This is a genomic window from Duganella margarita (genome assembly GCF_009857535.1).
Lineage (GTDB): Bacteria > Pseudomonadota > Gammaproteobacteria > Burkholderiales > Burkholderiaceae_D > Rugamonas > Rugamonas margarita.
In genome coordinates this window covers 56,116-75,300 of the sequence record NZ_WWCS01000017.1, presented here as the reverse complement: position 1 = coordinate 75,300, position 19,185 = coordinate 56,116, and the positions used below count along the sequence as shown (strand labels likewise).

Annotated in this window: 23 protein-coding genes; 8 read left to right on the top strand and 15 right to left on the bottom strand. The window is 62.4% G+C overall.

The genetic code is table 11. The annotated features are described in order from the left end of the window. The first annotated feature begins 44 nt into the window (after positions 1–44). Positions 45–527, top strand: a complete 483-nt coding sequence (locus tag GTP55_RS22330; RefSeq protein WP_229258109.1) for an ester cyclase — start codon at positions 45–47, stop codon at positions 525–527. Here the strand turns inward: GTP55_RS22330 and GTP55_RS22325 are convergent. The 7 genes from GTP55_RS22325 to GTP55_RS22295 form a co-directional block, all read right to left on the bottom strand. Next, positions 487–1,386 carry a LysR family transcriptional regulator gene (locus GTP55_RS22325; protein WP_161047030.1) on the bottom strand — a complete coding sequence of 300 codons (900 nt, stop codon included), beginning with the start codon at positions 1,384–1,386 and terminating at the stop codon, positions 487–489. The genes GTP55_RS22330 and GTP55_RS22325 overlap by 41 nt on opposite strands. Further along, positions 1,379–2,239: an efflux RND transporter periplasmic adaptor subunit gene (locus GTP55_RS22320; RefSeq protein ID WP_161047029.1), complete on the bottom strand. Its 861-nt coding sequence runs from the start codon at positions 2,237–2,239 to the stop codon at positions 1,379–1,381. The genes GTP55_RS22325 and GTP55_RS22320 overlap by 8 nt, the downstream gene beginning before the upstream one ends. Before the next feature lie 28 nt (positions 2,240–2,267). Beyond that, entirely contained in the window at positions 2,268–2,480 is a 213-nt protein-coding gene (locus tag GTP55_RS22315; RefSeq protein ID WP_229258108.1) for a DUF1656 domain-containing protein, read from the bottom strand. Next, positions 2,458–4,599 carry an FUSC family protein gene (locus GTP55_RS22310; protein WP_161047028.1) on the bottom strand — a complete coding sequence of 714 codons (2,142 nt, stop codon included), beginning with the start codon at positions 4,597–4,599 and terminating at the stop codon, positions 2,458–2,460. The genes GTP55_RS22315 and GTP55_RS22310 overlap by 23 nt, the downstream gene beginning before the upstream one ends. Positions 4,600–4,612: 13 nt before the next feature. Continuing rightward, positions 4,613–4,996 (bottom strand): MarR family winged helix-turn-helix transcriptional regulator, encoded by a 384-nt coding sequence (locus GTP55_RS22305; protein WP_371868404.1) that lies wholly within the window; start codon positions 4,994–4,996, stop codon positions 4,613–4,615. A 171-nt stretch (positions 4,997–5,167) separates the two neighbouring features. Further along, complete coding sequence (locus GTP55_RS22300; RefSeq protein ID WP_371868403.1) at positions 5,168–6,607, bottom strand: efflux transporter outer membrane subunit; 1,440 nt, start codon at positions 6,605–6,607, stop codon at positions 5,168–5,170. 10 nt (positions 6,608–6,617) lie between these two features. Next, positions 6,618–6,899, bottom strand: coding sequence for a DUF4148 domain-containing protein (locus tag GTP55_RS22295; protein WP_161047026.1), 282 nt, complete (start codon positions 6,897–6,899; stop codon positions 6,618–6,620). A gap of 168 nt (positions 6,900–7,067) precedes the next feature. On the opposite strand from GTP55_RS22295, the gene GTP55_RS22290 reads away from it, so the two are divergent. After that, positions 7,068–7,421, top strand: coding sequence for a hypothetical protein (locus GTP55_RS22290; protein ID WP_161047025.1), 354 nt, complete (start codon positions 7,068–7,070; stop codon positions 7,419–7,421). A gap of 4 nt (positions 7,422–7,425) precedes the next feature. Here GTP55_RS22290 and GTP55_RS22285 read toward each other — a convergent pair whose 3' ends face one another. The 7 genes from GTP55_RS22285 to GTP55_RS22255 all read right to left on the bottom strand — a co-directional run bounded on the left by GTP55_RS22285 (position 7,426) and on the right by GTP55_RS22255 (position 12,275). Then, complete coding sequence (locus tag GTP55_RS22285; protein ID WP_161047024.1) at positions 7,426–8,328, bottom strand: LysR family transcriptional regulator; 903 nt, start codon at positions 8,326–8,328, stop codon at positions 7,426–7,428. Next, the gene (mgrA, locus tag GTP55_RS22280; protein WP_161047023.1) at positions 8,329–9,369 is read right to left on the bottom strand and encodes an L-glyceraldehyde 3-phosphate reductase; all 1,041 of its coding nucleotides are present in this window, start codon (positions 9,367–9,369) and stop codon (positions 8,329–8,331) included. A gap of 54 nt (positions 9,370–9,423) precedes the next feature. Continuing rightward, entirely contained in the window at positions 9,424–9,738 is a 315-nt protein-coding gene (locus GTP55_RS22275) for a hypothetical protein (RefSeq protein WP_161047022.1), read from the bottom strand. Then, positions 9,719–9,925 carry a hypothetical protein gene (locus tag GTP55_RS22270; protein ID WP_161047021.1) on the bottom strand — a complete coding sequence of 69 codons (207 nt, stop codon included), beginning with the start codon at positions 9,923–9,925 and terminating at the stop codon, positions 9,719–9,721. Before GTP55_RS22270 ends, GTP55_RS22275 begins: the two co-directional genes overlap by 20 nt. A 66-nt stretch (positions 9,926–9,991) precedes the next feature. Beyond that, positions 9,992–10,534 carry an alpha/beta fold hydrolase gene (locus tag GTP55_RS22265; protein WP_161047020.1) on the bottom strand — a complete coding sequence of 181 codons (543 nt, stop codon included), beginning with the start codon at positions 10,532–10,534 and terminating at the stop codon, positions 9,992–9,994. A 63-nt stretch (positions 10,535–10,597) separates the two neighbouring features. Further along, positions 10,598–11,176 (bottom strand): superoxide dismutase [Fe], encoded by a 579-nt coding sequence (gene sodB / locus GTP55_RS22260; RefSeq protein WP_110846821.1) that lies wholly within the window; start codon positions 11,174–11,176, stop codon positions 10,598–10,600. A gap of 121 nt (positions 11,177–11,297) precedes the next feature. Continuing rightward, positions 11,298–12,275, bottom strand: a complete 978-nt coding sequence (locus GTP55_RS22255; protein ID WP_110846820.1) for a LacI family DNA-binding transcriptional regulator — start codon at positions 12,273–12,275, stop codon at positions 11,298–11,300. Positions 12,276–12,527: 252 nt separating this feature from the next. On the opposite strand from GTP55_RS22255, the gene glk reads away from it, so the two are divergent. Then, entirely contained in the window at positions 12,528–13,520 is a 993-nt protein-coding gene (glk, locus tag GTP55_RS22250; protein ID WP_161047019.1) for a glucokinase, read from the top strand. Here the strand turns inward: glk and xseA are convergent. Then, on the bottom strand, positions 13,517–14,866 hold the full coding sequence (xseA, locus tag GTP55_RS22245) for an exodeoxyribonuclease VII large subunit (RefSeq protein WP_161047018.1): 1,350 nt from the start codon (positions 14,864–14,866) through the stop codon (positions 13,517–13,519). The genes glk and xseA overlap by 4 nt on opposite strands. 1,092 nt (positions 14,867–15,958) lie before the next feature. Here xseA and GTP55_RS22240 point away from each other — a divergent pair. The 5 genes from GTP55_RS22240 to kdsB all read left to right on the top strand — a co-directional run bounded on the left by GTP55_RS22240 (position 15,959) and on the right by kdsB (position 19,123). Then, entirely contained in the window at positions 15,959–16,564 is a 606-nt protein-coding gene (locus GTP55_RS22240) for a MotA/TolQ/ExbB proton channel family protein (RefSeq protein WP_161047017.1), read from the top strand. A 21-nt stretch (positions 16,565–16,585) separates the two neighbouring features. After that, positions 16,586–17,020 carry an ExbD/TolR family protein gene (locus tag GTP55_RS22235; protein ID WP_161047016.1) on the top strand — a complete coding sequence of 145 codons (435 nt, stop codon included), beginning with the start codon at positions 16,586–16,588 and terminating at the stop codon, positions 17,018–17,020. Between the two features lie 97 nt (positions 17,021–17,117). Then, complete coding sequence (gene lpxK, locus GTP55_RS22230; RefSeq protein ID WP_161047015.1) at positions 17,118–18,218, top strand: tetraacyldisaccharide 4'-kinase; 1,101 nt, start codon at positions 17,118–17,120, stop codon at positions 18,216–18,218. After that, positions 18,199–18,375: a Trm112 family protein gene (locus tag GTP55_RS22225; RefSeq protein ID WP_161047014.1), complete on the top strand. Its 177-nt coding sequence runs from the start codon at positions 18,199–18,201 to the stop codon at positions 18,373–18,375. The genes lpxK and GTP55_RS22225 overlap by 20 nt, the downstream gene beginning before the upstream one ends. Position 18,376: 1 nt before the next feature. Next, positions 18,377–19,123 (top strand): 3-deoxy-manno-octulosonate cytidylyltransferase, encoded by a 747-nt coding sequence (kdsB, locus tag GTP55_RS22220; protein ID WP_161047013.1) that lies wholly within the window; start codon positions 18,377–18,379, stop codon positions 19,121–19,123. The last annotated feature ends 62 nt before the right edge of the window (positions 19,124–19,185 follow it).

The window sequence follows — 19,185 nt, the reverse complement described above, 5'->3', positions numbered from 1 at the left end:
GGACGCGGGCAGAATGGTGCATCCCCTCTATGAAAGGAAGCACCATGAAAGCTCTGATTCTTGCAAGCCTGCTGGCAGCTGGCGCGGCCTATGCCGACCCGGTGACCGACGCCGCCCGTATCTACGCCGCGTTCTGGAATACCGGCGACCCGGCGCTGGCGCGGCAAGCGCTGTCCCCCGACTTCATCGACCGCACGCTGCCGGCTGGCCGGGAGCAGGGCGTCAACGGTCCGCTGCAGGCCTCCAAAGGCTTCCGCGCCGCCGTGCCGGATCTGAAAGCGGAAGCCACCCACATCGTGCCAAACGGCGAACTGGTATCGGTGCGGCTGCACTTCACCGGCCATTTCACCGGCAAGTTCGGCGAGGTGCAGGGCAAGGGCCAGGCGATCGACTTCCAGGCCTTCGACCTGTATCACGTGGTGGATGGCCGCATCGCCGAGAACTGGCATCTGGAAGACAACCTGACGCTGTTGCAGCAGATGGGCGTTATGCCAGGTCCGCAAAGCGCTGCATCAAAAACGCAATAAGCAGGGCGATGCGCGGCGGTTGATAGCGGTTGCGGTGGTAGAGAATATTCAGCGGCGCGCTGTCGGTGAAGTATTCGTCCAGCACCGTCGCCAGCCGTCCGCAGCGCAGGTCGTCCGAGATATCCAGGATCGATTTGTAGGCGTAGCCCTGGCCCGCAATCGCCCACTTGCGGATTATCTCACCGTCGTTGCTCTGCTGCGTGCGGCGCACGCGCACCGACAGGCGTTCGTCGGCGTCGTCGTTGCTGCAATAGCGCCAGTCCTGCATCGGGCCGAGCGCCGTCACCAGCACCAGTGTCGGCAGGTCGGCAAGGTCTTCCGGCAATACCGGGCCGCCGGTCTGCGCGATCAGCGACGGCGCCGCGCATACCACGCGCCGGCTTGGCGCCAGCACGCGCGCCACCATGTCACTGTCCGCCAGCTGGCCGTAGCGCAGCGCCAAGTCGATATCATCCTGCACCATGTTCGAAGTGTTGTCGCTCAGCGTCAGCGCGTACTGCACTTCCGGATACTGCGCGCGGAACGCGTCCAGCATCGGCATCAGCACATTGCGGCCCAGGTCCGACGGCGCCGAAATCTTCACCATGCCGCGCACACTATCTGTGCCGGCGTGCAGGCTCGATTCCGCTTCCGCCATCAACGCCATCGCCTGTTCGCTGAAGTGGCGATACAGCCTGCCTTCCTCGGTCAGCCGCAGCTGGCGGGTGGTGCGCTCGAACAGCTTGACCTGCAATGACGCCTCCAGCCGCTGGATGCTGGCGCTGGCTGCCGCCGGCGACATGCCCTGCTTGCGGCCCGCAGCGGAAAAACTGCCCAGCTGCGCGGCGTCGAGGAACAGGCGTATTACCTGGCTATCCATGGATGACCACCGTGCAAGTGGTGCCGGCCACCAGGTCGAGGTCTTGCGGCTTGGCGTCGATGTGGATGCGCACCGGCACGCGCTGCGCCAGCCGCACCCAGTTGAAGGTGGGGTTGACGTCGGCCAGCAGTTCGCGGCCCAGGTTCGCATCGCGGTCGGTGATGCCGCGCGCGATGCTTTCGATATGGCCTTGCAGTACTGCCTGGCCGCTCATCATATGGATTTCCACTTTGTCGTTCACTTTCAGCAGCGGCAGTTTGGTCTCTTCAAAGTAGCCTACCACGTAGAACGACGATGCGTTGATCAGCGCCAGCTTGGCGGCGCCGACGGCGGCGAAGTCGCCCGCATACACATTCAGGTTGGTGACGTAGCCGGTGACCGGCGCCCGCACCACGGTGCGTTCCACATTCAGCTGCGCCAGGTCGCGCGCGGAGACGGCGGCCTGGTATTGCGCCGACGCAGTGCCGACTGCGGCCTGCGCGGTCTCCTTGCTTTCGGCCGAGACGATCGAGCTGTCGAGGTCCGCGCGGCGTTTGGCTTCGCTGGTGCGGCGGCCTTTTTCCACCTGCTGCGACGCCAGCAGCGCCTTCGATTGCAGCAGCGCGTTTTCATAGCGCGCCTTGTCGATCACGAACAGCACATCGCCTTTCTGCACCAGCTGGTTGTCGTGCACCAGCACCTCGGTGACGATGCCGGAGACATCGGCGCTGATGGTGATGACGTCGGCCTTGACGCGGCCGTCGCGGGTCCAGGCCGATTCCATATAGTGATCCCAGGCGGTGCGGCCGGCGAACAGCGCGGCGCCCAGCAACAGCATGGTCAGACAAAAACGGAAAATTTTAGATGCGCTCACAGAAGGCTCTCACGGAAAAATGAAGGTGTTATTGGTACAGCGTGACCAGCAAGATGCTGAAGATGCAGACGAACATGCACAGCCGCACCAGCGCCGGGTGCCAGCTGTTGCGGTAGGCGCCGACGTGGCTCAGCGCCGCGTCCAGCACCAGTTGCAGCACGGCGCTGAGGAGGAATACCGGCAGCACGCCGGGCAGCAGCACGCCGAAAAAATCGACTTCACGCGGCAGGTGTTGGAACATGCGGTTCTCCTGAAAGCTGGTCCAGCAAGGACGTATAAATGGAATGCAGGTCGGTGAGGGCCATATGCAGGCGCGCGCGGCGCTCGGGATGGGCGTCCGGCAGCGCGGCGCGCACCGCCGTCCCGGCTTGCAGCACGGCGTCCAGCGTGGCCTGGCCGGTAGCGGCAGATGGCGCGTCGAGATAGGCGGCCAACTGGCGCAGCACCGTTTCCAGGCTGTCGCGCGCGTTGCCGGCATGCGAGGCGGCGATCAGCTGGCGCAGCTCGATGGCGGCGTGGCCCAGCTCCAGCAAGGTCAGGCCCTGGCGCACCACGGCGCGGGTAGCCGCATCCGGCACCGGGCCGGCGGTGGCGTTCAATTGGCTCAGCAAGTCGCGCACCCGGTTGTCGAAACGGCGCTTGAGGCGGTGCAGGCGCGCGCGGCAGGCGTTCTGCGCCTCGCGCCACAGCGCCGCCGCCACATGGCCGCGATGGCCCATCGTGTGCTCCGGCAGCACTACCTTGAACATCAGGAAGGCGACCACCACGCCCATGGTCAGCGCCAGTTCGTTGCTGATGAAGGATTCGACGTCGTAGTGCATCAGGTTGGCCGGCACCACCAGCGTGGCGGAGAACATGCCCATGCCGATGCCCACGCCGGACCAGCGCGGACTGCTGGTGAGCCAGGCCGCCAGTGAAAACAGCGGCAGCGCGGCCAGCACCATTGGCCAGTAGCTGTCGGCCCTGGAGACCATGAAGAATTCGGTAATGAAGGCCAGCGGCATGGCGATGATGAAGCCGATCGCCACCTGCTGCACCAGCGCGGTGGGACGCGGCGACGACGACGCCAGCGCGCAGAAAATGGTCGCCATCAAAATGGCGTTGACAGTGGCCGGCCACGCCAGCCAGTACCACATGGCGACCGTCACCAGCAGCGTGGCGCCGGCGCGGAAACCGCTGGCGACGATGATGGCGGGTGGCGTCTTGGGCGAATAGGCGCCAGGATCGCTGACCTGCTGGCGCTTCTGTTGCGCCAGGCCGTGGTACAGCGCGGCGAAATCGGCCAGGTTGCCGGCGAAGCGCTGCAGCAGTTCCACCGCCGTGTCGAAGTCGATCTGCTGCGCGCGTTCCAGTTCGGCGCCGGCGGCCAGTTGCGTGCGCGCGGCGGCGCTGTCGTCGGCCAGCTTGCTGCGCATCTGCGCCAGCCGGGCCGGCGTCAGCTCCTCGCTCATGGCTTGCGCCAGATGGGCGTACATCGGTTCCACCAGCGCCAGCACCGGACCTTCGCCGGCGCCGCGCAGGCGGTCGCTCAGACGATGCAAGGTGTAGAAGGTAGTCAGCGCCGTCATGAAGGCGGCGTTGAAGGCGTGCAGCTGGCGCGTTTGCGCGCGCGAATGGCCGGCTTCAAAGAAGGCGGCGGCGCGGCCCGATTCCAGCGCGGCGATATCGGCCGCGAACTTCAGGTGGCTCAGCTCCGCGTCGGCCGGCGTGATGCGGTGCTCCAGCACCTGGCGGCAAAAGCCGATGAAGCCGGCGTAGCGCGCCTGCACGGTGCGCATCACGGCGCCGGAGTGACGGCGCGGGAAGAACACGTCGTGCACCACCGCCGAGCAGATGATGCCGAGACTAACCTCGGTCACGCGGGTGACGGCCAGCGTGAACACGCCGGACGGCGCATCGACCGACGGTACGGCGATCATCACGGCGGTGTAGCCGGCCAATACAAAGCTGTACGACTGCTGGTTGCGGTGCATGGCGGCGCCGCCGGTGCACAGCGCCACCCACAGCGCCAGGCCGAGGAACAGCACCGGCGGCGATTGCGGGAACAGCGCCACCAGCGCCAGCGCGGCCGAACAGCCGACCAGCGTACCGAGAAAACGGTGCAGGGCTTTTTCCAGCACCATGCCGCTGCTGGGCAGGGCCAGTACGATGGTGGTGGCGAGGGCGGTGTAAGGGGCGTCGAGCCCGAGGCGGAACGCCAGCCACAGCGCCGAGAAGGAGGCCAGCATGGCCTTGGCGACGAATATCCAGCGCTGGCCGTCGGTGCCGGCCCAGGCGCTGGTCTCGGCTTTGAGCCAGTTGAACGCTCTGCGCGCCGCGCTGTGGTCCGGAGAGGGCGAGGCGGCGGGAGAGGCGTTCATGTGGACTGGCTGACTAGGTGAGTGATTCTAAATTATCGAGCTGCCGCTTCAGCAGGCTTTCCAACTGTTTGACTTCTTCCGCGCTATAGCCGTCATAGGCGCGGGTGGTGGTGCTCCAGACTTCCGGCAGCACTTTCTCGGCCAGCGCGCGGCCTTCATCCGTCAGCGAGATCATCACGCAACGGCGGTCGCCGGGCCGGTTGCCGCGCGTGATCAGGCCCTGGGCTTCCAGGTCGTTGCAGACGCGCGTCAGGTTGGCCGGCTTTTCCATACAAGCCTCACCCAGCGTGGACGCGGTCGAGGTCTCATTGTCCGAACCGTATAGCACCGCCAGCACCATGTAGCTGGCGTCTACCAGCTCATATTTGCGCAGTGCGGCGTTACTTAAATCTTTCATCCGTTTCTGGATGTGGTAAGTCATGCGCAACAGCCGCATCAACTCCTCAGGGAACTCCGGTATTCGGCCATGGATATTTTTAAGGCGCTTTTTAGTCGCTTCAAAACTACTCATTGCCACTCCTATGATATTTTTCTGGAAAGGACCTGATTGTACTATTTAAAGTGTCAATCAAAAATCCAGTTTAATGCCTCCGCCGAGCGCCGACATCAATAAAGCGTAATTATCCAGCTGTTTGCTGGCTACCTGCGCCATCTGCTGCTGCTCGTTCAACAATGTCAGCTGGGCGTTGATCACGTTCAGCGTATCGGTCAGGCCGGCGCGGTAGGCCTGCTCGGACAGGTGCTGCTGACGGCGCGCCGATTCCAGCGCGCGTTGCGCCAGTTTATCCTGCTCCTTGACCGATTCAATTTTCACCACCGCGTTGGCGACGTCCGACATGGCCTGGATCACGGTGGCGTTGTACTGCTCGACCGCGCCGTCGTACACGGCGGTCTGGTTGCCCAGCTGGCTGCGCAGGCGGCCGCCCTCAAACACCGGCAGGCTGATGGCCGGCGTAATGCCGCGCATGCGCGAGCCGGCGTCGAGGAAGTGGCCAAAACCCAGCGACTGCATGCCGACAAACGCCGCCAGGTTGATGTTCGGGTAAAAATCCTTTTTGGCGCCGTCGATGCGGGCGCCGGCCGCTTCCACGCGCCAGCGTTGCGCCACGATGTCGGGACGGCGGCCGACCAGCTCCGCCGGCAGTGTCGATGGCACGGCGGCGCCATGGCCTTGCTTGAGGGCCAGCGTCGGCCGGGCGATCGTGTCACCGTCGCCCGGTCCTTTGCCGATCAGGGCCGCCAGCTGGTTGCGCAGCAGGGCAATGGCTTCACCGTATTGCTCATGCTCGCGCCGGCCAGCCGGCAGCGTGGTCTCTATGCTCGTTACATCGATATCGCTGGCCAGACCGGCCGCCTTGCGGCGGCGCGTGATCTCCAGGATGCGCTGGCGCTGCGCCAGGTTGTCGGCCACGCTGTCCTGCAACGCGTACTCCAGCGACAGCTGGATGTAGCTGCGCACGATCGAGGTCTCCAGCGTCAGGCGCGCCATTTGCGATTCGGCGGCAGCCATGTGGACCTCGTCCAGCGCTGCGGCCAGCGCATCGCGATTGCGACCCCACAGATCCAGATCGTAGGAACCGGATAGCGTGGCCGTGTTCTTCCACGCGTAGTTCCCGGCCAGTGGCGCGGGGATCGTGCTGTGCGCCGAGTACAACTCGCGGTCGGCCGAAGCCGAGGCGTCCACGCGCGGCAGCGTTGCCGCTTTGGCGACGCCGGCCAGTGCTTCGGCCTGACGCACGCGGGCCAGCGTGGCGCGCAGATTGGGGTTGTCGCTCAGGGCGGCATTCACCAGTTGATTCAGCTGCTCGTCGTGCAGCGCTTCCCACCAGCGCTCGTCGGGCCAGGCGATGTTTTCGCTGGCGGCGGCGATGGCCCGGCCCGGATTCAGTTCGGCGGGCTTGAGTTGGGTGGCTTGCGGCTTGATGTTACCCATGTCGGCGCAGCCGGCCAGGACAGCCAGCGCGCAGGCGAGCATGGGAACAGCAAGGCGGGACGAGAGCTGCTTCACGGGCGGATGCTTAGTGTTTTACAACCTGTTTGCGGGTCTGGGCGACGTCGAAGTCGGCTTCGGTTTCCAGCAGCGTGCCGTTTTTGCGCGCTTCCAGGTACTCGGCCTGCACTTCGGCGCGGGTTTTGCCCGCAGGAGCTTCCACCTTGACGGTTTTGGTGACCGGCGCAGCGGGTGCTGCTGGTGCAGCGGGTGCTTCGGCGAAGGCGTTGGTGACAGTGGTCGCCGTTGCGGCGATCGCAAAGGCGACGGTGGCGACAGCGCTCAGCAGGTGTTTGGTGGTTGTGCTCATGATGTTCTCCGGTTTGGATGAATATAACTATAGAGATGAACATTACATTTGTAAAGTAAAAAATTCCTATGAGCACGATAGCGTTTATGCGCAGCCTTATGCGGTGCGGCGCACCGAACTGGGGCACGAACTGTGGTGTAATGTGATTTTTATGGCAAGGAGGCGATCATGGCTGACAGCACTTTGGACCCGGACAACATCCCCGCAGGCACCGACCGTGTATTGGGCCGCGGCCACGGCACGCGCGCTTTGGGTCCGAGCGACAACTCCGACAGCGGCAGCGATGTGACCGGCGAACCGGATAGCGAACTCGATAGCGACACCGATGCCGAAGGCACCGGCGAACGCGGCGGCGTCGGCATGGGCGAAGAGGGCAGCGACATTGGCTTCGACCGGGTTGAGACCATGCCCCTGGTGGACGGCGAATTCCACGAGGCCGTGCCGGAAGATGAGGATCTTGAGCGCGACGTGCCGCCACAGCCGCCGCGCGAAGAGCGCCGCGACTGGTCGCGCAGTAACTAAAAAACTAGCTGGCGGCGGTCATCACGTCGCTCAACCAGTCGACAAACACCCGCACGCGCGGCGATAGCTGGCGTTGTTGCGGATACAGCACCGACACCGGCATCGGCCGCGGACGCCATTGCGCCAGCACTTCGCGCAAGGCGCCGCTGCGCAGTTGCTGGTCGAGGTGGTAGCGTGGCGCCTGCACCAGGCCCAGGTCATGCGTGCAGCAGGCCGCATACGCCTCGGCGCTGGCAACCGAGACGTGGCCGGGCAGGGTGATGCTGCGCTGTTCGCCGTCGACGATGAAATCGAACGGAAACATCTTGCCGGTGCTGGACGAAAAGAAGTTCACCGCACGGTGGCCTTGCGTCAGCAGGTCGTCCAGCGTCAGCGGCGTGCCGTATTGTTCAAAATAGGCGGCGCTGCCGCAAGTGACCTGCTGCAGGCTGGCGACGCGCCGGCCCACCATGCTGGAGTCGCGCAACTCGCCCACCCGCAGCACGCAGTCGACGCCGTCGCGCACCAGATCGACCAGGCGGTCGCCCATGCCGATTTCCAGTTCCATCTCCGGATAGCGCGCGAAGAATTCTTTCAGCCGGGGCAGCACGTAATGCTGCGCCAGCGTTCCCTGTAAATCCACGCGCAGCCTGCCGCGCGGCGCGACGCCGCTGTTGCCGAACCCCACCTCGGTCTCCTCCACGTCGGCCAGGATGCGCACGCAGCGCTGGTAGTAGGCCTGGCCATCCAGCGTGGTGCTGACGTGGCGCGTGGTTCGCTGCAACAGCCGCACGCCCAGCCGCGCCTCCAGCTGCTTGATGGTGTAGGTGGCGGTGGCGGCGGGAATCTGCAAATCCTCCGCCGCCTTGCTGAAACTTTCCAGTTCGACGATGCGGGTGAAAATGCGCATGGCATTGAAACGGTCCATTTATCTGTGCGACGACGAACCGGCCCACAGATTGATGGCGCCTTCCTGGGCCTGCGCGTCGATCTGCGCCAGTTCTTCCGCGCTGAAGGACAGGTTCTGCAGCGCGGCCACGTTTTCGCGGATTTGCGTGGCGTTGCTGGCGCCGATCAGCGTCGAGGTGATGCGTTCGTCGCGCAGCACCCAGGCCAGCGCCATCTGCGCCAGGGTCTGGCCGCGCCGCTTGGCGATTTCGTTCAGGCCGCGCACGCGTTCCAGATTGGCTTCGCTCAGATGCGACGGCAGCAGCGAACCGCCGCCCGGACGGTTGACGCGCGCATCGGCCGGCACGCCGTTCAGGTACTTGTCGCTGAGGATGCCCTGCGCCAGCGCGGTAAACGTGATGCAGCCGATGCCTTCCTGGCCGAGCGTGTCGAGCAGGCCTTCGGTCTCGATCCAGCGGTTCAGCATATTGTAGGAAGGCTGATGGATCAGGCATGGCACTTTCCACTCCTTCAGCAGGCGCGCGGCTTCGGCGGTCTTCTCGGCGGAGTAGGACGACACGCCCACATACAGCGCCTTGCCCTGCTGGACCGCATGCGCCAGCGCGCCCATGGTTTCTTCCAGCGGCGTGTCCGGATCGAAGCGGTGCGAGTAGAAGATGTCGACGTAATCGAGGCCCATGCGTTGCAGCGATTGATCGAGGCTGGCCAGCACGTACTTGCGCGAACCGCCGCCCTGGCCGTAAGGACCGGGCCACATATCCCAGCCGGCCTTGGTGGAGATGATCAGCTCATCGCGGTAAGGTTTGAAATCCTGCTTGAAGTGGTGGCCGAAATTGGCTTCGGCGGAGCCGTACGGCGGGCCGTAGTTGTTGGCCAGGTCGAAGTGGGTGATGCCCAGGTCAAACGCCGTGCGCAGCATTTCGCGCTGGGAGGCGAGGGTATTGGTGTCGCCAAAGTTGTGCCACAACCCGAGCGACATCGCCGGCAATTTCAGCCCGCTGCGGCCGCAGGTGCGGTACAGCATGTCATCGTAACGGTGCGGCGCGGCGAGATAGGTCATCGAAGGTCTCCGGGTTAGGTTGAGTCCAACGATTATAGTCGCGCCGCGACAACTTCACACCAGCCTGGTTACGCGCGCCAGGACGCACACCACTTCAGGCGGCGCATAATTGTGAGCGACGATTTCATAGACTTCATCGGGGGAAAAATAGAGGATGAAACTAAATAGACGATTGCCGCCCGGGAAGCCGTCAGTAGGGACGAGGATAATTTCATGCCAGCCGTAATCCCTGAGCATCGCGGTCCACGAGATGCAATCATCCATGCCATCCAGCATGGCAAGAATTCGGTCCCCAGGCTCCGTGCCGAGATCTCTGAGTGAGGCTAAAAATCGTCCGTCGCTCTCAACGTCAAACTTTACCCTGCTCATTTCTGAGCTCAGCGCGGATGCGGTCAAAGTCCTCGTGCGTTGCGGCCTTGAATGAACGGGTCTCTAACAGCTTGCGATGGAGTTCCCAATCAATTTCGTGCGCATGGATTGGGCGGCGCTCGAAAACGGCCCCCTTTGGTGGTTTGCCGAGATTAGGGTCAACTTCGTATTCGGGTAGCTTTTTCATGACGTCCTCCGTCTTGCGAAGATATGCTAGCACGATGTCGAAGCTTTGTCGCAGCGCAAACCAACGTCAAAAACCACTGTCCAGCAGGAAGATGGAGACATCCTTGACGAAGTGGCTGCTGTTAGCGGAGATCACCAGCGTGCGGGGTTTGATGAGTGGCTGGCTATCGACCAGCACCAGTTTTCGCACGCGGTCTGGATAACGGGAGGCGTAGGCGATGGCTAGCTCACTACCTTGCGCGTAGCCGAGCAGGTCGAGCTTTTCGCGCTTCAGGTAACGGCGCAGTGCTTCGAGGTGATCGGCCGTCGGCTGGTCGCCGCTGGCCGGCATGTCGTAGGCCACCAGTGTGAAGCTTTTCGACAGCTCGGCTGAACCGGTTTCCCAGGATGGCGACAGCATCACCAGCAGCGGCCCTTCGCCGCTCACCTGGTAATGGGTGGCGATGCCGTTGAGGCTGACCTGATGGCTGCCCGGCAGCAGCGGCGAGATATACGCGCCGCGCGCAGCACCGCCGGCGAAACCGGAGTCGGTCTGCGCCATGGCGGTGGCGGTTGTGGCCAGCAGGGCGAGTGTGGCGGCCAGGCATTTCCGGTAAGCGAGCGTGTTCATCATGTTCTCCCCCAAAAAAAAGCCCGCATCAAAGCGGGCTTTTCATTACGCTGCCGGCATCGCTCAGGCGAAGTTGGCGGCAGCGAAGTCCCAGTTGGCCAGCTTGAAGAAGGTTTCCAGGAATTTTGGACGCGCGTTGCGGTAGTCGATGTAGTAAGCGTGTTCCCACAGGTCGACGGTGATCAGCGCTTTGGCGTCGGTGGTCAGCGGAGTAGCGGCGTTCGAGGTGTTGACGATGTCCAGCGAACCGTCGGCTTTTTTCACCAGCCAGGTCCAGCTCGAACCGAAGTTGCCAACGGCCGACTTGGTGAACTCTTCCTTGAACTTGTCGAACGAACCCCACTTGGCGTTGATGGCGTCCGCCAGCGCGCCGTCTGGTGCGCCTTTGCCGGTTGGAGTCAGGCTGTTCCAGAAGAAGGTGTGGTTCCATACCTGGGCCGAATTGTTGAAGATGCCGCCCGACGATTTCTTGACGATTTCTTCCAGCGACAGGTTTTCGAACTCGGTACCTTTGATCAGGTTGTTCAGGTTGGTGACATACGTTTGATGATGCTTACCGTAGTGGTATTCCAGCGTTTCTTGCGAGATGGCCGGCGCCAGGGCGTCGATGGCATATGGCAGAGGTGGCAGAGTATGTTCCATTGTTCTTCCTTTGGTGTGAGTTGGTTTTTGAAAACCGGGTATTTTTGGCGAAACGATCATTATTGTAAAGCGGTTACGCCGTCCCTGCTGAAATCACCCGGGATTCGTGTGGATACTTTACTTAGCGGCGGCGCGTGGTTTCGCGCACGATCAGCTCCAGCGGCGGCACTTCGCCGCGCGCTTCCTCGCCATTGATGATGCGCAGCAAGGCCTGGGTGGCGATGCGGCCGATGTCGTACAGCGGCTGGCGGATCGTGGTCAGCGGCGGCGTGGTGTACGACGAGCCGGGCAAATCATCGAAGCCGACCAGCGAGATATCGTCCGGCACGCGGATGCCCTTGCGGTACAGGGCCAGCCGCGCACCATAGGCGCTCAGGTCATTGGCGGCAAACACGGCGGTAAATTGCTGATGCGTATCGAACAGGCGGTTCATGGCCAGCATGCCGCTGGCCTCGTGATAATTGCCTTCGACGATCAGGTTCGGATCGACTGCGATGCCGGCCTCCTGCAAGGCGCGCTGATAGCCAGCCAGGCGCTCGTTGGCGTCGATATTGTTGGCGGGGCCGGAAATGAAGGCAATCTCGCGGTGGCCCAGTTCGATCAGGTGGTGCACCGCCAGATAGGCGCCGTATTCATTGTCCATCTTGAAGCCGAGCGCGCTGCGGGTATGCAGGGCGCGGCCGGTGGAAACGATCGGCCGCTGGCCGGAAAACGCCAGCACCGCCTCGTCGCCGATGCGGCCGGACAGCAGGATGATGCCATCCACCTTGCGCGCCAGCAGCAGGCGGATGCGGTCGGTTTCTTCTTCCGCATTCCAGTGGCCGCTGACGATCACCGAGGCGTAGCCAGTGCCTTTCAGGCCGTCGTCGACGCCGCGCAGTGTTTCATCAAAGAACGGCGAGGAGATATCCTGCACCACAATGCCGATGGTCATCGAACAGCCTTTTTTCAGGCCCTGCGCCATCTGGTTGGGGGCGAAATTCATCTGCGCGATGGCGGCCAATACTGCCTGGCGCTTGTCGTCCGAAACCTTGGCGGTGCCGTTCAGAATCCGGGAAACCGTACTGGGGGACACTCCCGCCTGGCGTGCAACATCCATCAAGGTTGATGGGCCGGAGGAGTGGGAAGTGTCTGCCAAAGTATGACCTGTCGATGTAGTTATGAAAACCTTTTCGCAGAAGGTTACCATAAATTCTGCACCTGTCAGGCAATTTGAATACTCCTGACAGATTGACTTTCTGCAGGGGGCGGTATTTAATGAAAAAGCGGTTTGAAATCGTTTTCATAACAACACGTGACATATAATCAAGCCGCCGGAGCAAGAACAACAAGAGACAGAACGGGAAGAGACATGAAACGCGAATCATTTTCGCACCTCGCGCACGGCCCGCGCATCCTGGCCGACATTGGCGGCAGCAGCGCCAGCTTTGGATTGGAAACGGCGCCCAATCAGATCGAAGCAATCTGGATCGCCGAGTGCGCAACCTATCCGACGCTGGGTGCGGCCATGGTGGCCTATCTGTCGCAGCCAGCCACTGTGGCGGCCGGCGGCTACCAGGCGCGTTTCGCCGGCATCGCCATCGCCAACCCGATCGACGGCGACTGGGTCACCATGACCAACCACCACTGGTCATTCTCGATTGAAGCGGTGTGCTCGCAATTCAGCCTGAAATCGCTGGTGGTGGTGAACGACTTCACCGCGCTGGCCAGCGCCTTGCCATACCTGGCGCCCGAGCATAAGCACCAGGTTGGCGGCGGCATCATCCGCAGCGGCGCCACCATCGGCCTGGTGGGGGCGGATGCGGGGCTGGGCGTGTCCGGCCTGGTGCCGGCCGGCGACCGCTGGATCGCCATCGACAGCGAGGGCGGCCACGCCACCTTCGCGCCGATGAACGAGCGCGAGATCGATATCCTGCGCTATGCACGGCGCTATCACGAGCATGTGTCGAGCGAGCGGCTGGTGTCCGGCATCGGGCTGGCGCTGGTGTACCGGGCGCTGTGCGAACGGGCGCGGGTTGAGCCGCAGAATCTGGGCACGGCGGAGATCATGGAGCGCGGCGTGCACCGGCTCGATCCGGTGTGCGAGGAGACCTTGCTGGCGTTCTGCGAGATGCTGGGCACCGTGGCGGGCAACGTCGCGCTGACGCTGGGCGCCAAGGGCGGCATCTACATCGGCGGCCGCACGGTGTTGAAGATGAGCGAGTTCTTCGAACGCTCAGGTTTTCGCGCGCGCTTCGAGCAGAAGGGCCGCTTCTCCGATTACCTGGCGCATATTCCTACCTACGTCATCACCGAACAATACCCCGTGCTGATCGGCATGTCGGCGATGCTGTCCGCCGCCTAGCTGACGGAGTCGATACCGATCTGTGCGCTGCCCTCGGCCAGGCGCACGTTCAACGTGCTGCGCGGCTTCAGTTGCGACGGCGCGCGCATGACGACGCCGTGCTCGTCGGTGACGATGGCGTAGCCGCGCTCCAGCGTGCGCTGCGGATTCAACAGTTCCAGCTGCGAGGCCAACGCCGCCAGCGCATCGCGCTGCTGGCCAACCCGCGTCTGGATGCTGAGGGCGGCCCGATGCTGCAAGCTTGCCAGCACCGAGCGCGCCGCCGTCACCTCCGGCCTGCGCGCGCCGAGGCGGCCGCTCAAACGATCGAGCTGGTGCCGCGCCTGCGAGAGCGGCGCGCGGTTGGCGTGCGTCATAGCCGTGGCCAGTGCGCGCAGCTTGTGGCGCTGCTGCTCGATCTGCGCGCCAGGATTCAGCAGGCGGCGCGTATAGCCATCCAGCGTCTGCTCCGCATCGTTGACCGCGCGGCGCATGGCGCGGCGAATATCAATCACATCCGCCTTCAGCGAGCCGATCCAGTCGGCGCGCGGCGTCACTGCCAGTTCCGCCGCCGCCGTCGGCGTGGCGGCGCGCAAGTCGGCGGCAAAATCGCAGATCGTAAAATCGGTCTCGTGGCCGACGCCGGAAATCACCGGCATGCGGCAATTGGCCACCGCGTACGCCACTTCCTCGTCATTGAACGACCATAAGTCCTCGATACTGCCGCCGCCCCGGCACACAATCAGCACGTCACATTCGCCGCGCAGCGAGGCCGTATCGATGGCCGCCGCGATCTTCTCGGCCGCCAGCTGCCCTTGCACCGGCGTTGGATACAGCACCACCTGCACGTGCGGCGCGCGCCGCTTCAGCGCCGTCAGCACATCGCGCAGCGCCGCGGCCTGCGGACTGGTGACGATGCCCACCGTGCGCGGAAACATCGGCAACGCCCGCTTGCGGTCAGCCTGAAACAGGCCGGCCGCTTCCAGCTTTTCCTTCAAGCGCTGGAAGGCCTCGAACAACGAACCCACGCCGGCGCGGCGGATGCCTTCCACATTGATCTGGTAGTCGCCGCGCGCGCCGTACAGCGTGACCAGCGCGCGCACCTCGACCTTGTCGCCTTCGCGCGGGATGAAGTTGGCGTACTGCGCGCGGCCACGGAACATCACCGCCCGCACCTGGGCGCCGTCGTCCTTGAGCGTGAAGTACCAGTGGCCGGATGCCGCCTTGGTGAAGTTGGACACCTCACCGGAAATCCACGTCAGCGGAAACGAGCGTTCCAGCAGGCGCGCCACCGCCTGGTTGAGCGCGCTGACGGTGATGACCGGAGCGCCGGTCGGGGCGGAATCGTTACTGTCGTCGAGGTTCATAGATTTCAAAAAAGGAAACTATCCACACTATGTGAGTTTGGTCACACAGCGGTCACAGAGCATCTAAAGCGGTAGGTATTATAGATAAATGCCTGATTTTAAAGGGGAAACATTTCTGCCGTATTTGCGTGCACGGAGGAAAAACCCTTACAGATCAAGCACTTTGCCTGTACCCATGGGGGTTACGCACAAAGTTATCCACAAAAGATGTGTGAAACTTTAGTGAGCGATAGTCTTTTTCTTCTTGTTGATTTTATCATGCTTAAAATTTACGCAAGGAAATTATATTGTGACGAATCAATGACTTAAGATGGGCTATGCGCTGTTTCACACACTTTTATCCACAGAATTTGTGCAAAACTCTGTCGTTGTCCCGGATTTCCCTACGGAAGTGAATATCCCGAACGGCGAGGTGACAAGCGCTGCGGACCCGTCTGACCTCTGTCAAATGCCGTGCTTGATTTTTGCGCATGGCAAAAAAATGATTACGAATCAATCACTTGAGTTTTTAACTTGCGCCTTGCTAACAATCTTATCCACACAAAATGTGCAGAAGTGCACAGTTGAACCCGATAGTTGAAAGTGATTGGTCGCTTTGCCCTGCAGAGCGGTGGATAACACCGTTTTCGCCCCGTAAACATGCCTGAAACACCCATCTGCCACATTTTTACTCAAGGCAAAAATTTCCTTTTAAATCAACGCTATTTCAGGTTATGGGAGCGCTTGCACACAATCTTTTCCACAGTTAATGTGGGGAAGTGCACAGGCCGGTTCGCCCATCAAAAGCATGCGTTATTTTTGCGCATGGTGGAAATATCGTTATAAATCATATACTTAGTCATGGGTCGTGCTCTTTGCTCACAACGTTGTCCACAGAATGTGGGCATAACTGTGATTAACTGTGCGCGCCTGCGTGATTTTTAAGCGTAGCAACTATTCCTTTGTGGATCAGGCACTTAGGAAGTTAGGGATGATCTTGCACACATCATTGTCCACAGAAAATGTTGAGAACTCCGCCAGACACTTGCTGAGTTTCGCCCAACACGATACATTGCGCCATTCAAGTACCGATTTTCTACACAGGAGTTCGTTTTGCTCGCCATATTCCAAGCTGCAGGTTGGCCTATCTGGTTGTTGTTGATCGCTTCCATCGTCGCAACCGCCCTGATCATCGAACGCTTGCTGTACCTGCGCCGCGGCAAGCTCTTGCCGAAGAAGCTGCTGGACGAAGTGGTGCAGGTCTACCGCAACAAGCAAATTACCCCCGACGTCATCGACAAGCTGGAAAAAAGTTCGCCGCTGGGCATCGTGCTGTCGGCCGCGCTGCGCAATGTCGAGGCCCCGCGCGAGGTGATGAAGGAGTCCATCGAAGAGGCGGGCAGCGGCGTGGCGCACACGCTGGAACGTTTCCTGACCACGCTGGGCACCATCGCCACGCTGGCGCCGCTGATGGGCCTGTTCGGCACGGTGGTCGGCATGATCGAGATCTTCGGTTCGCAGAACACGGCCGGTTCCAATCCGGCGGCGCTGGCGCACGGTATCTCGGTGGCCTTGTACAACACCGGCTTCGGCCTGGCGATCGCGATGCCGACGCTGGTGTTCTACCGCCACTTCCGCGCGCTGGTGGATAGCTTCATCATCGACATGGAACAGCAGGCGGTGAAGTTTGTCGACATCGTTCACAGCAAGCGCAAGTAACGCAGCAAATAAGGACGCGCCATGAATTTCCGCAAAGGCCAGCGCCGCGAGGATCCGGAGATCAACCTGATCCCGTTTATCGACGTGCTGCTGGTGATCCTGATTTTCCTGATGGTGAGCACCACCTACAGCAAATTCACCGAATTGCAGATCACGCTGCCGACTGCCGACGCGCAGAAAGCGACCGACAAGCCGTTCGAGCTGAACGTGACGGTGGACGCCAAGGGCAACTACACCATCAACGGCGAGCCGGTCTCGTTCCGCGACGTGAACGGCTTTGCGCAGGCGATGCGCGAGGCGGCGGGCAAGGGCGGCGACGCCGGCAAGTCGCCGGTGGTGATCGTCAATGCCGACCAGTTCGCCATGCACCAGATGGTCATCAACGTGATGGAAGCGGCGCGCATTGCCGGCTACGAAAAACTGACTTTTGCGGCGCAAACCGGTGGCGCAAAATAACCGTCATTCCCGCGCAGGCGGGAATCCATAGAACGCTCAACCTGGACGCTCAGCATGGGTTCCCGTTTGCGCGGGAACGACGTGCGGGCGAAATCGCTTGTCTGATTCCCATCCTTCGTCCCTTGAATCCACCCTGACCCGTAACTGGCTGCGGCGCGGGCCGCTGGCTTGTGCGTTGTGGCCGCTGTCGCTGGTGTTCCGGGCGTTGAGCGGCGTGCGCGTGGCGTTGTTCAGGGCCGGCGTGCTGAAGTCGTCGCGATTGCCGGTGCCCGTGGTGGTGGTCGGAAATATCTACATCGGCGGCACGGGCAAGACGCCATTGACCATCTGGCTGGTGCAGGCGTTGCAGGCGGCGGGCATGCGGCCGGGCGTGATTTCGCGCGGCTTTGGCAGTGCGGAAGAGGGCGCGCGCGAAGTAGGCGCAGCCTCGACGCCGGCGCAGGTGGGCGATGAACCTTTGCTGATCAAGCAGCGCACCGGTGCACCGGTGATGGTGGGACGTGACCGTGCCGCCACCGGGCTGGCGCTGCTGGCCGCGCATCCCGATGTGGATATCCTGCTGACCGACGACGGTTTGCAGCACTACAAGCTGCAACGCGATGTGGAAATCATCCTGTTTGACGGGCGTGGGGCGGGCAATGGCTGGCTGCTGCCGGCCGGGCCGCTGCGTGAACCGGTGTCGCGCCCACGCGATTTTACCGTGATCAACACGCCGCAGCTGACGGATGAGTTGGTGCGCGCGGTTAACCCTGGCACGGCGGGGTCTGACCCCGTACGGGGTCAGACCCCATATCTGCCGACGGCGGCGATTCAGATGACGCTGGTGGGGGAATATGCCGAGCAACTCCGAGACCGAACTCAGCGCAAGCTGCTGACAGACCTCGCCGCGCACCCCAAGCTCCGCATCGCCGCAGCGGCCGGCATCGGCAACCCGGCGCGCTTTTTCGGCATGCTGAAGGCTGCCGGCCTGCACGTCATTGAACTGCCACTGCCCGACCATCACGACTTCCAGGACCGCCCATTTGCCGCACTCAATGCCGACCTGATCTTGATGACGGAGAAGGATGCAGTAAAATGTGCGCAAATTGAAGAACTCAGAGACGATCCCCGCTTGTGGGTCGTCCCGGTAACAGCGCGCATCGACCGCGTGCTGGCCGACCAAATTGTGGAGAAATGTCGTGGACGCTCGATTGCTTGATATCCTGGTATGCCCGGTCTGCAAAGGCCCTCTGGAGTACGATAAAAAAGCCCAGGAAATGATTTGCAAAGGCGACCGCCTGGCTTATCCGATCCGTGACGGCATCCCCATCATGTGGGCCGACGAGGCGCGCACCTTGCAGGACAAGGCCGGATAACGTGTCTTTCATCGTCATCATTCCGGCCCGCCTGGCCTCGACCCGGCTGCCGAACAAGCCGCTGGCCGACCTCGGCGGCAAGCCGATGGTGGTGCGCGTCGCCGAACGCGCCCAGCAATCCGGCGCCGCGCGCATCATCGTCGCCACCGACCATCCCGCCATCCAGGCCGCCTGTGAGCAGCACGGCGTGGAAGTGTGCATGACGCGCGCCGACCATCCGTCCGGCACCGACCGCATTGCCGAAGTGGCGCGCGCGCTCAACCTGCCGGCCGACGCCGTCATCGTCAATTTGCAAGGCGACGAGCCGCTGATCGACCCGGCGTTGCTGCAAGCCGCCGCCGCCCGCATTGGCGCCCAGGTGCCGATGTCGACCTGCGCCCATCCGCTGCACGACGTTGCCGACGCCTTCAACCCCAACGTGGTGAAGGTGGTGCTGGACAAGGCCGGCCGGGCTTTGTATTTCTCGCGCGCGACCATACCGTGGAACCGCGACGCCTTTGCGCAGTCCAAGGAGACGCTGCCGGCCGGCTACGTGCCGCTGCGTCACATCGGGCTGTACGCCTACCGCAACGACTTCCTGCAAGCCTATCCGGCGCTGCAAGTGTCGCCGCTGGAATCGATTGAAGCGCTGGAGCAGTTGCGCGTGCTGTGGCACGGTTATCCGATCGCCGTCCACGTGACCGATGCGGCGCCGGCGCCGGGTGTCGATACCCCGGAAGACCTCGAGCGCGTGCGTCAGTACTATTGATTTATATCAAAAGGACGTCAGTCGCCAGTCAGCTACCCCTGATATAACAACCGTAACTGTGC

Coding starts and splice junctions, on each gene's coding strand:
- GTP55_RS22325 (WP_161047030.1), bottom strand. CDS start 1,386: ATGGATAGCCAGGTAATACGCCTGTTCCTCGACGCCGCGCAGCTGGGC.
- GTP55_RS22315 (WP_229258108.1), bottom strand. CDS start 2,480: ATGTTCCAACACCTGCCGCGTGAAGTCGATTTTTTCGGCGTGCTGCTG.
- GTP55_RS22285 (WP_161047024.1), bottom strand. CDS start 8,328: ATGGACCGTTTCAATGCCATGCGCATTTTCACCCGCATCGTCGAACTG.
- GTP55_RS22295 (WP_161047026.1), bottom strand. CDS start 6,899: ATGAGCACAACCACCAAACACCTGCTGAGCGCTGTCGCCACCGTCGCC.
- GTP55_RS22235 (WP_161047016.1), top strand. CDS start 16,586: ATGAATTTCCGCAAAGGCCAGCGCCGCGAGGATCCGGAGATCAACCTG.
- GTP55_RS22255 (WP_110846820.1), bottom strand. CDS start 12,275: ATGGATGTTGCACGCCAGGCGGGAGTGTCCCCCAGTACGGTTTCCCGG.
- GTP55_RS22275 (WP_161047022.1), bottom strand. CDS start 9,738: ATGAGCAGGGTAAAGTTTGACGTTGAGAGCGACGGACGATTTTTAGCC.
- sodB (WP_110846821.1), bottom strand. CDS start 11,176: ATGGAACATACTCTGCCACCTCTGCCATATGCCATCGACGCCCTGGCG.
- GTP55_RS22265 (WP_161047020.1), bottom strand. CDS start 10,534: ATGAACACGCTCGCTTACCGGAAATGCCTGGCCGCCACACTCGCCCTG.
- GTP55_RS22305 (WP_371868404.1), bottom strand. CDS start 4,996: ATGAAAGATTTAAGTAACGCCGCACTGCGCAAATATGAGCTGGTAGAC.
- GTP55_RS22270 (WP_161047021.1), bottom strand. CDS start 9,925: ATGAAAAAGCTACCCGAATACGAAGTTGACCCTAATCTCGGCAAACCA.
- GTP55_RS22290 (WP_161047025.1), top strand. CDS start 7,068: ATGGCTGACAGCACTTTGGACCCGGACAACATCCCCGCAGGCACCGAC.
- xseA (WP_161047018.1), bottom strand. CDS start 14,866: ATGAACCTCGACGACAGTAACGATTCCGCCCCGACCGGCGCTCCGGTC.
- mgrA (WP_161047023.1), bottom strand. CDS start 9,369: ATGACCTATCTCGCCGCGCCGCACCGTTACGATGACATGCTGTACCGC.
- glk (WP_161047019.1), top strand. CDS start 12,528: ATGAAACGCGAATCATTTTCGCACCTCGCGCACGGCCCGCGCATCCTG.
- GTP55_RS22330 (WP_229258109.1), top strand. CDS start 45: ATGAAAGCTCTGATTCTTGCAAGCCTGCTGGCAGCTGGCGCGGCCTAT.
- GTP55_RS22310 (WP_161047028.1), bottom strand. CDS start 4,599: ATGAACGCCTCTCCCGCCGCCTCGCCCTCTCCGGACCACAGCGCGGCG.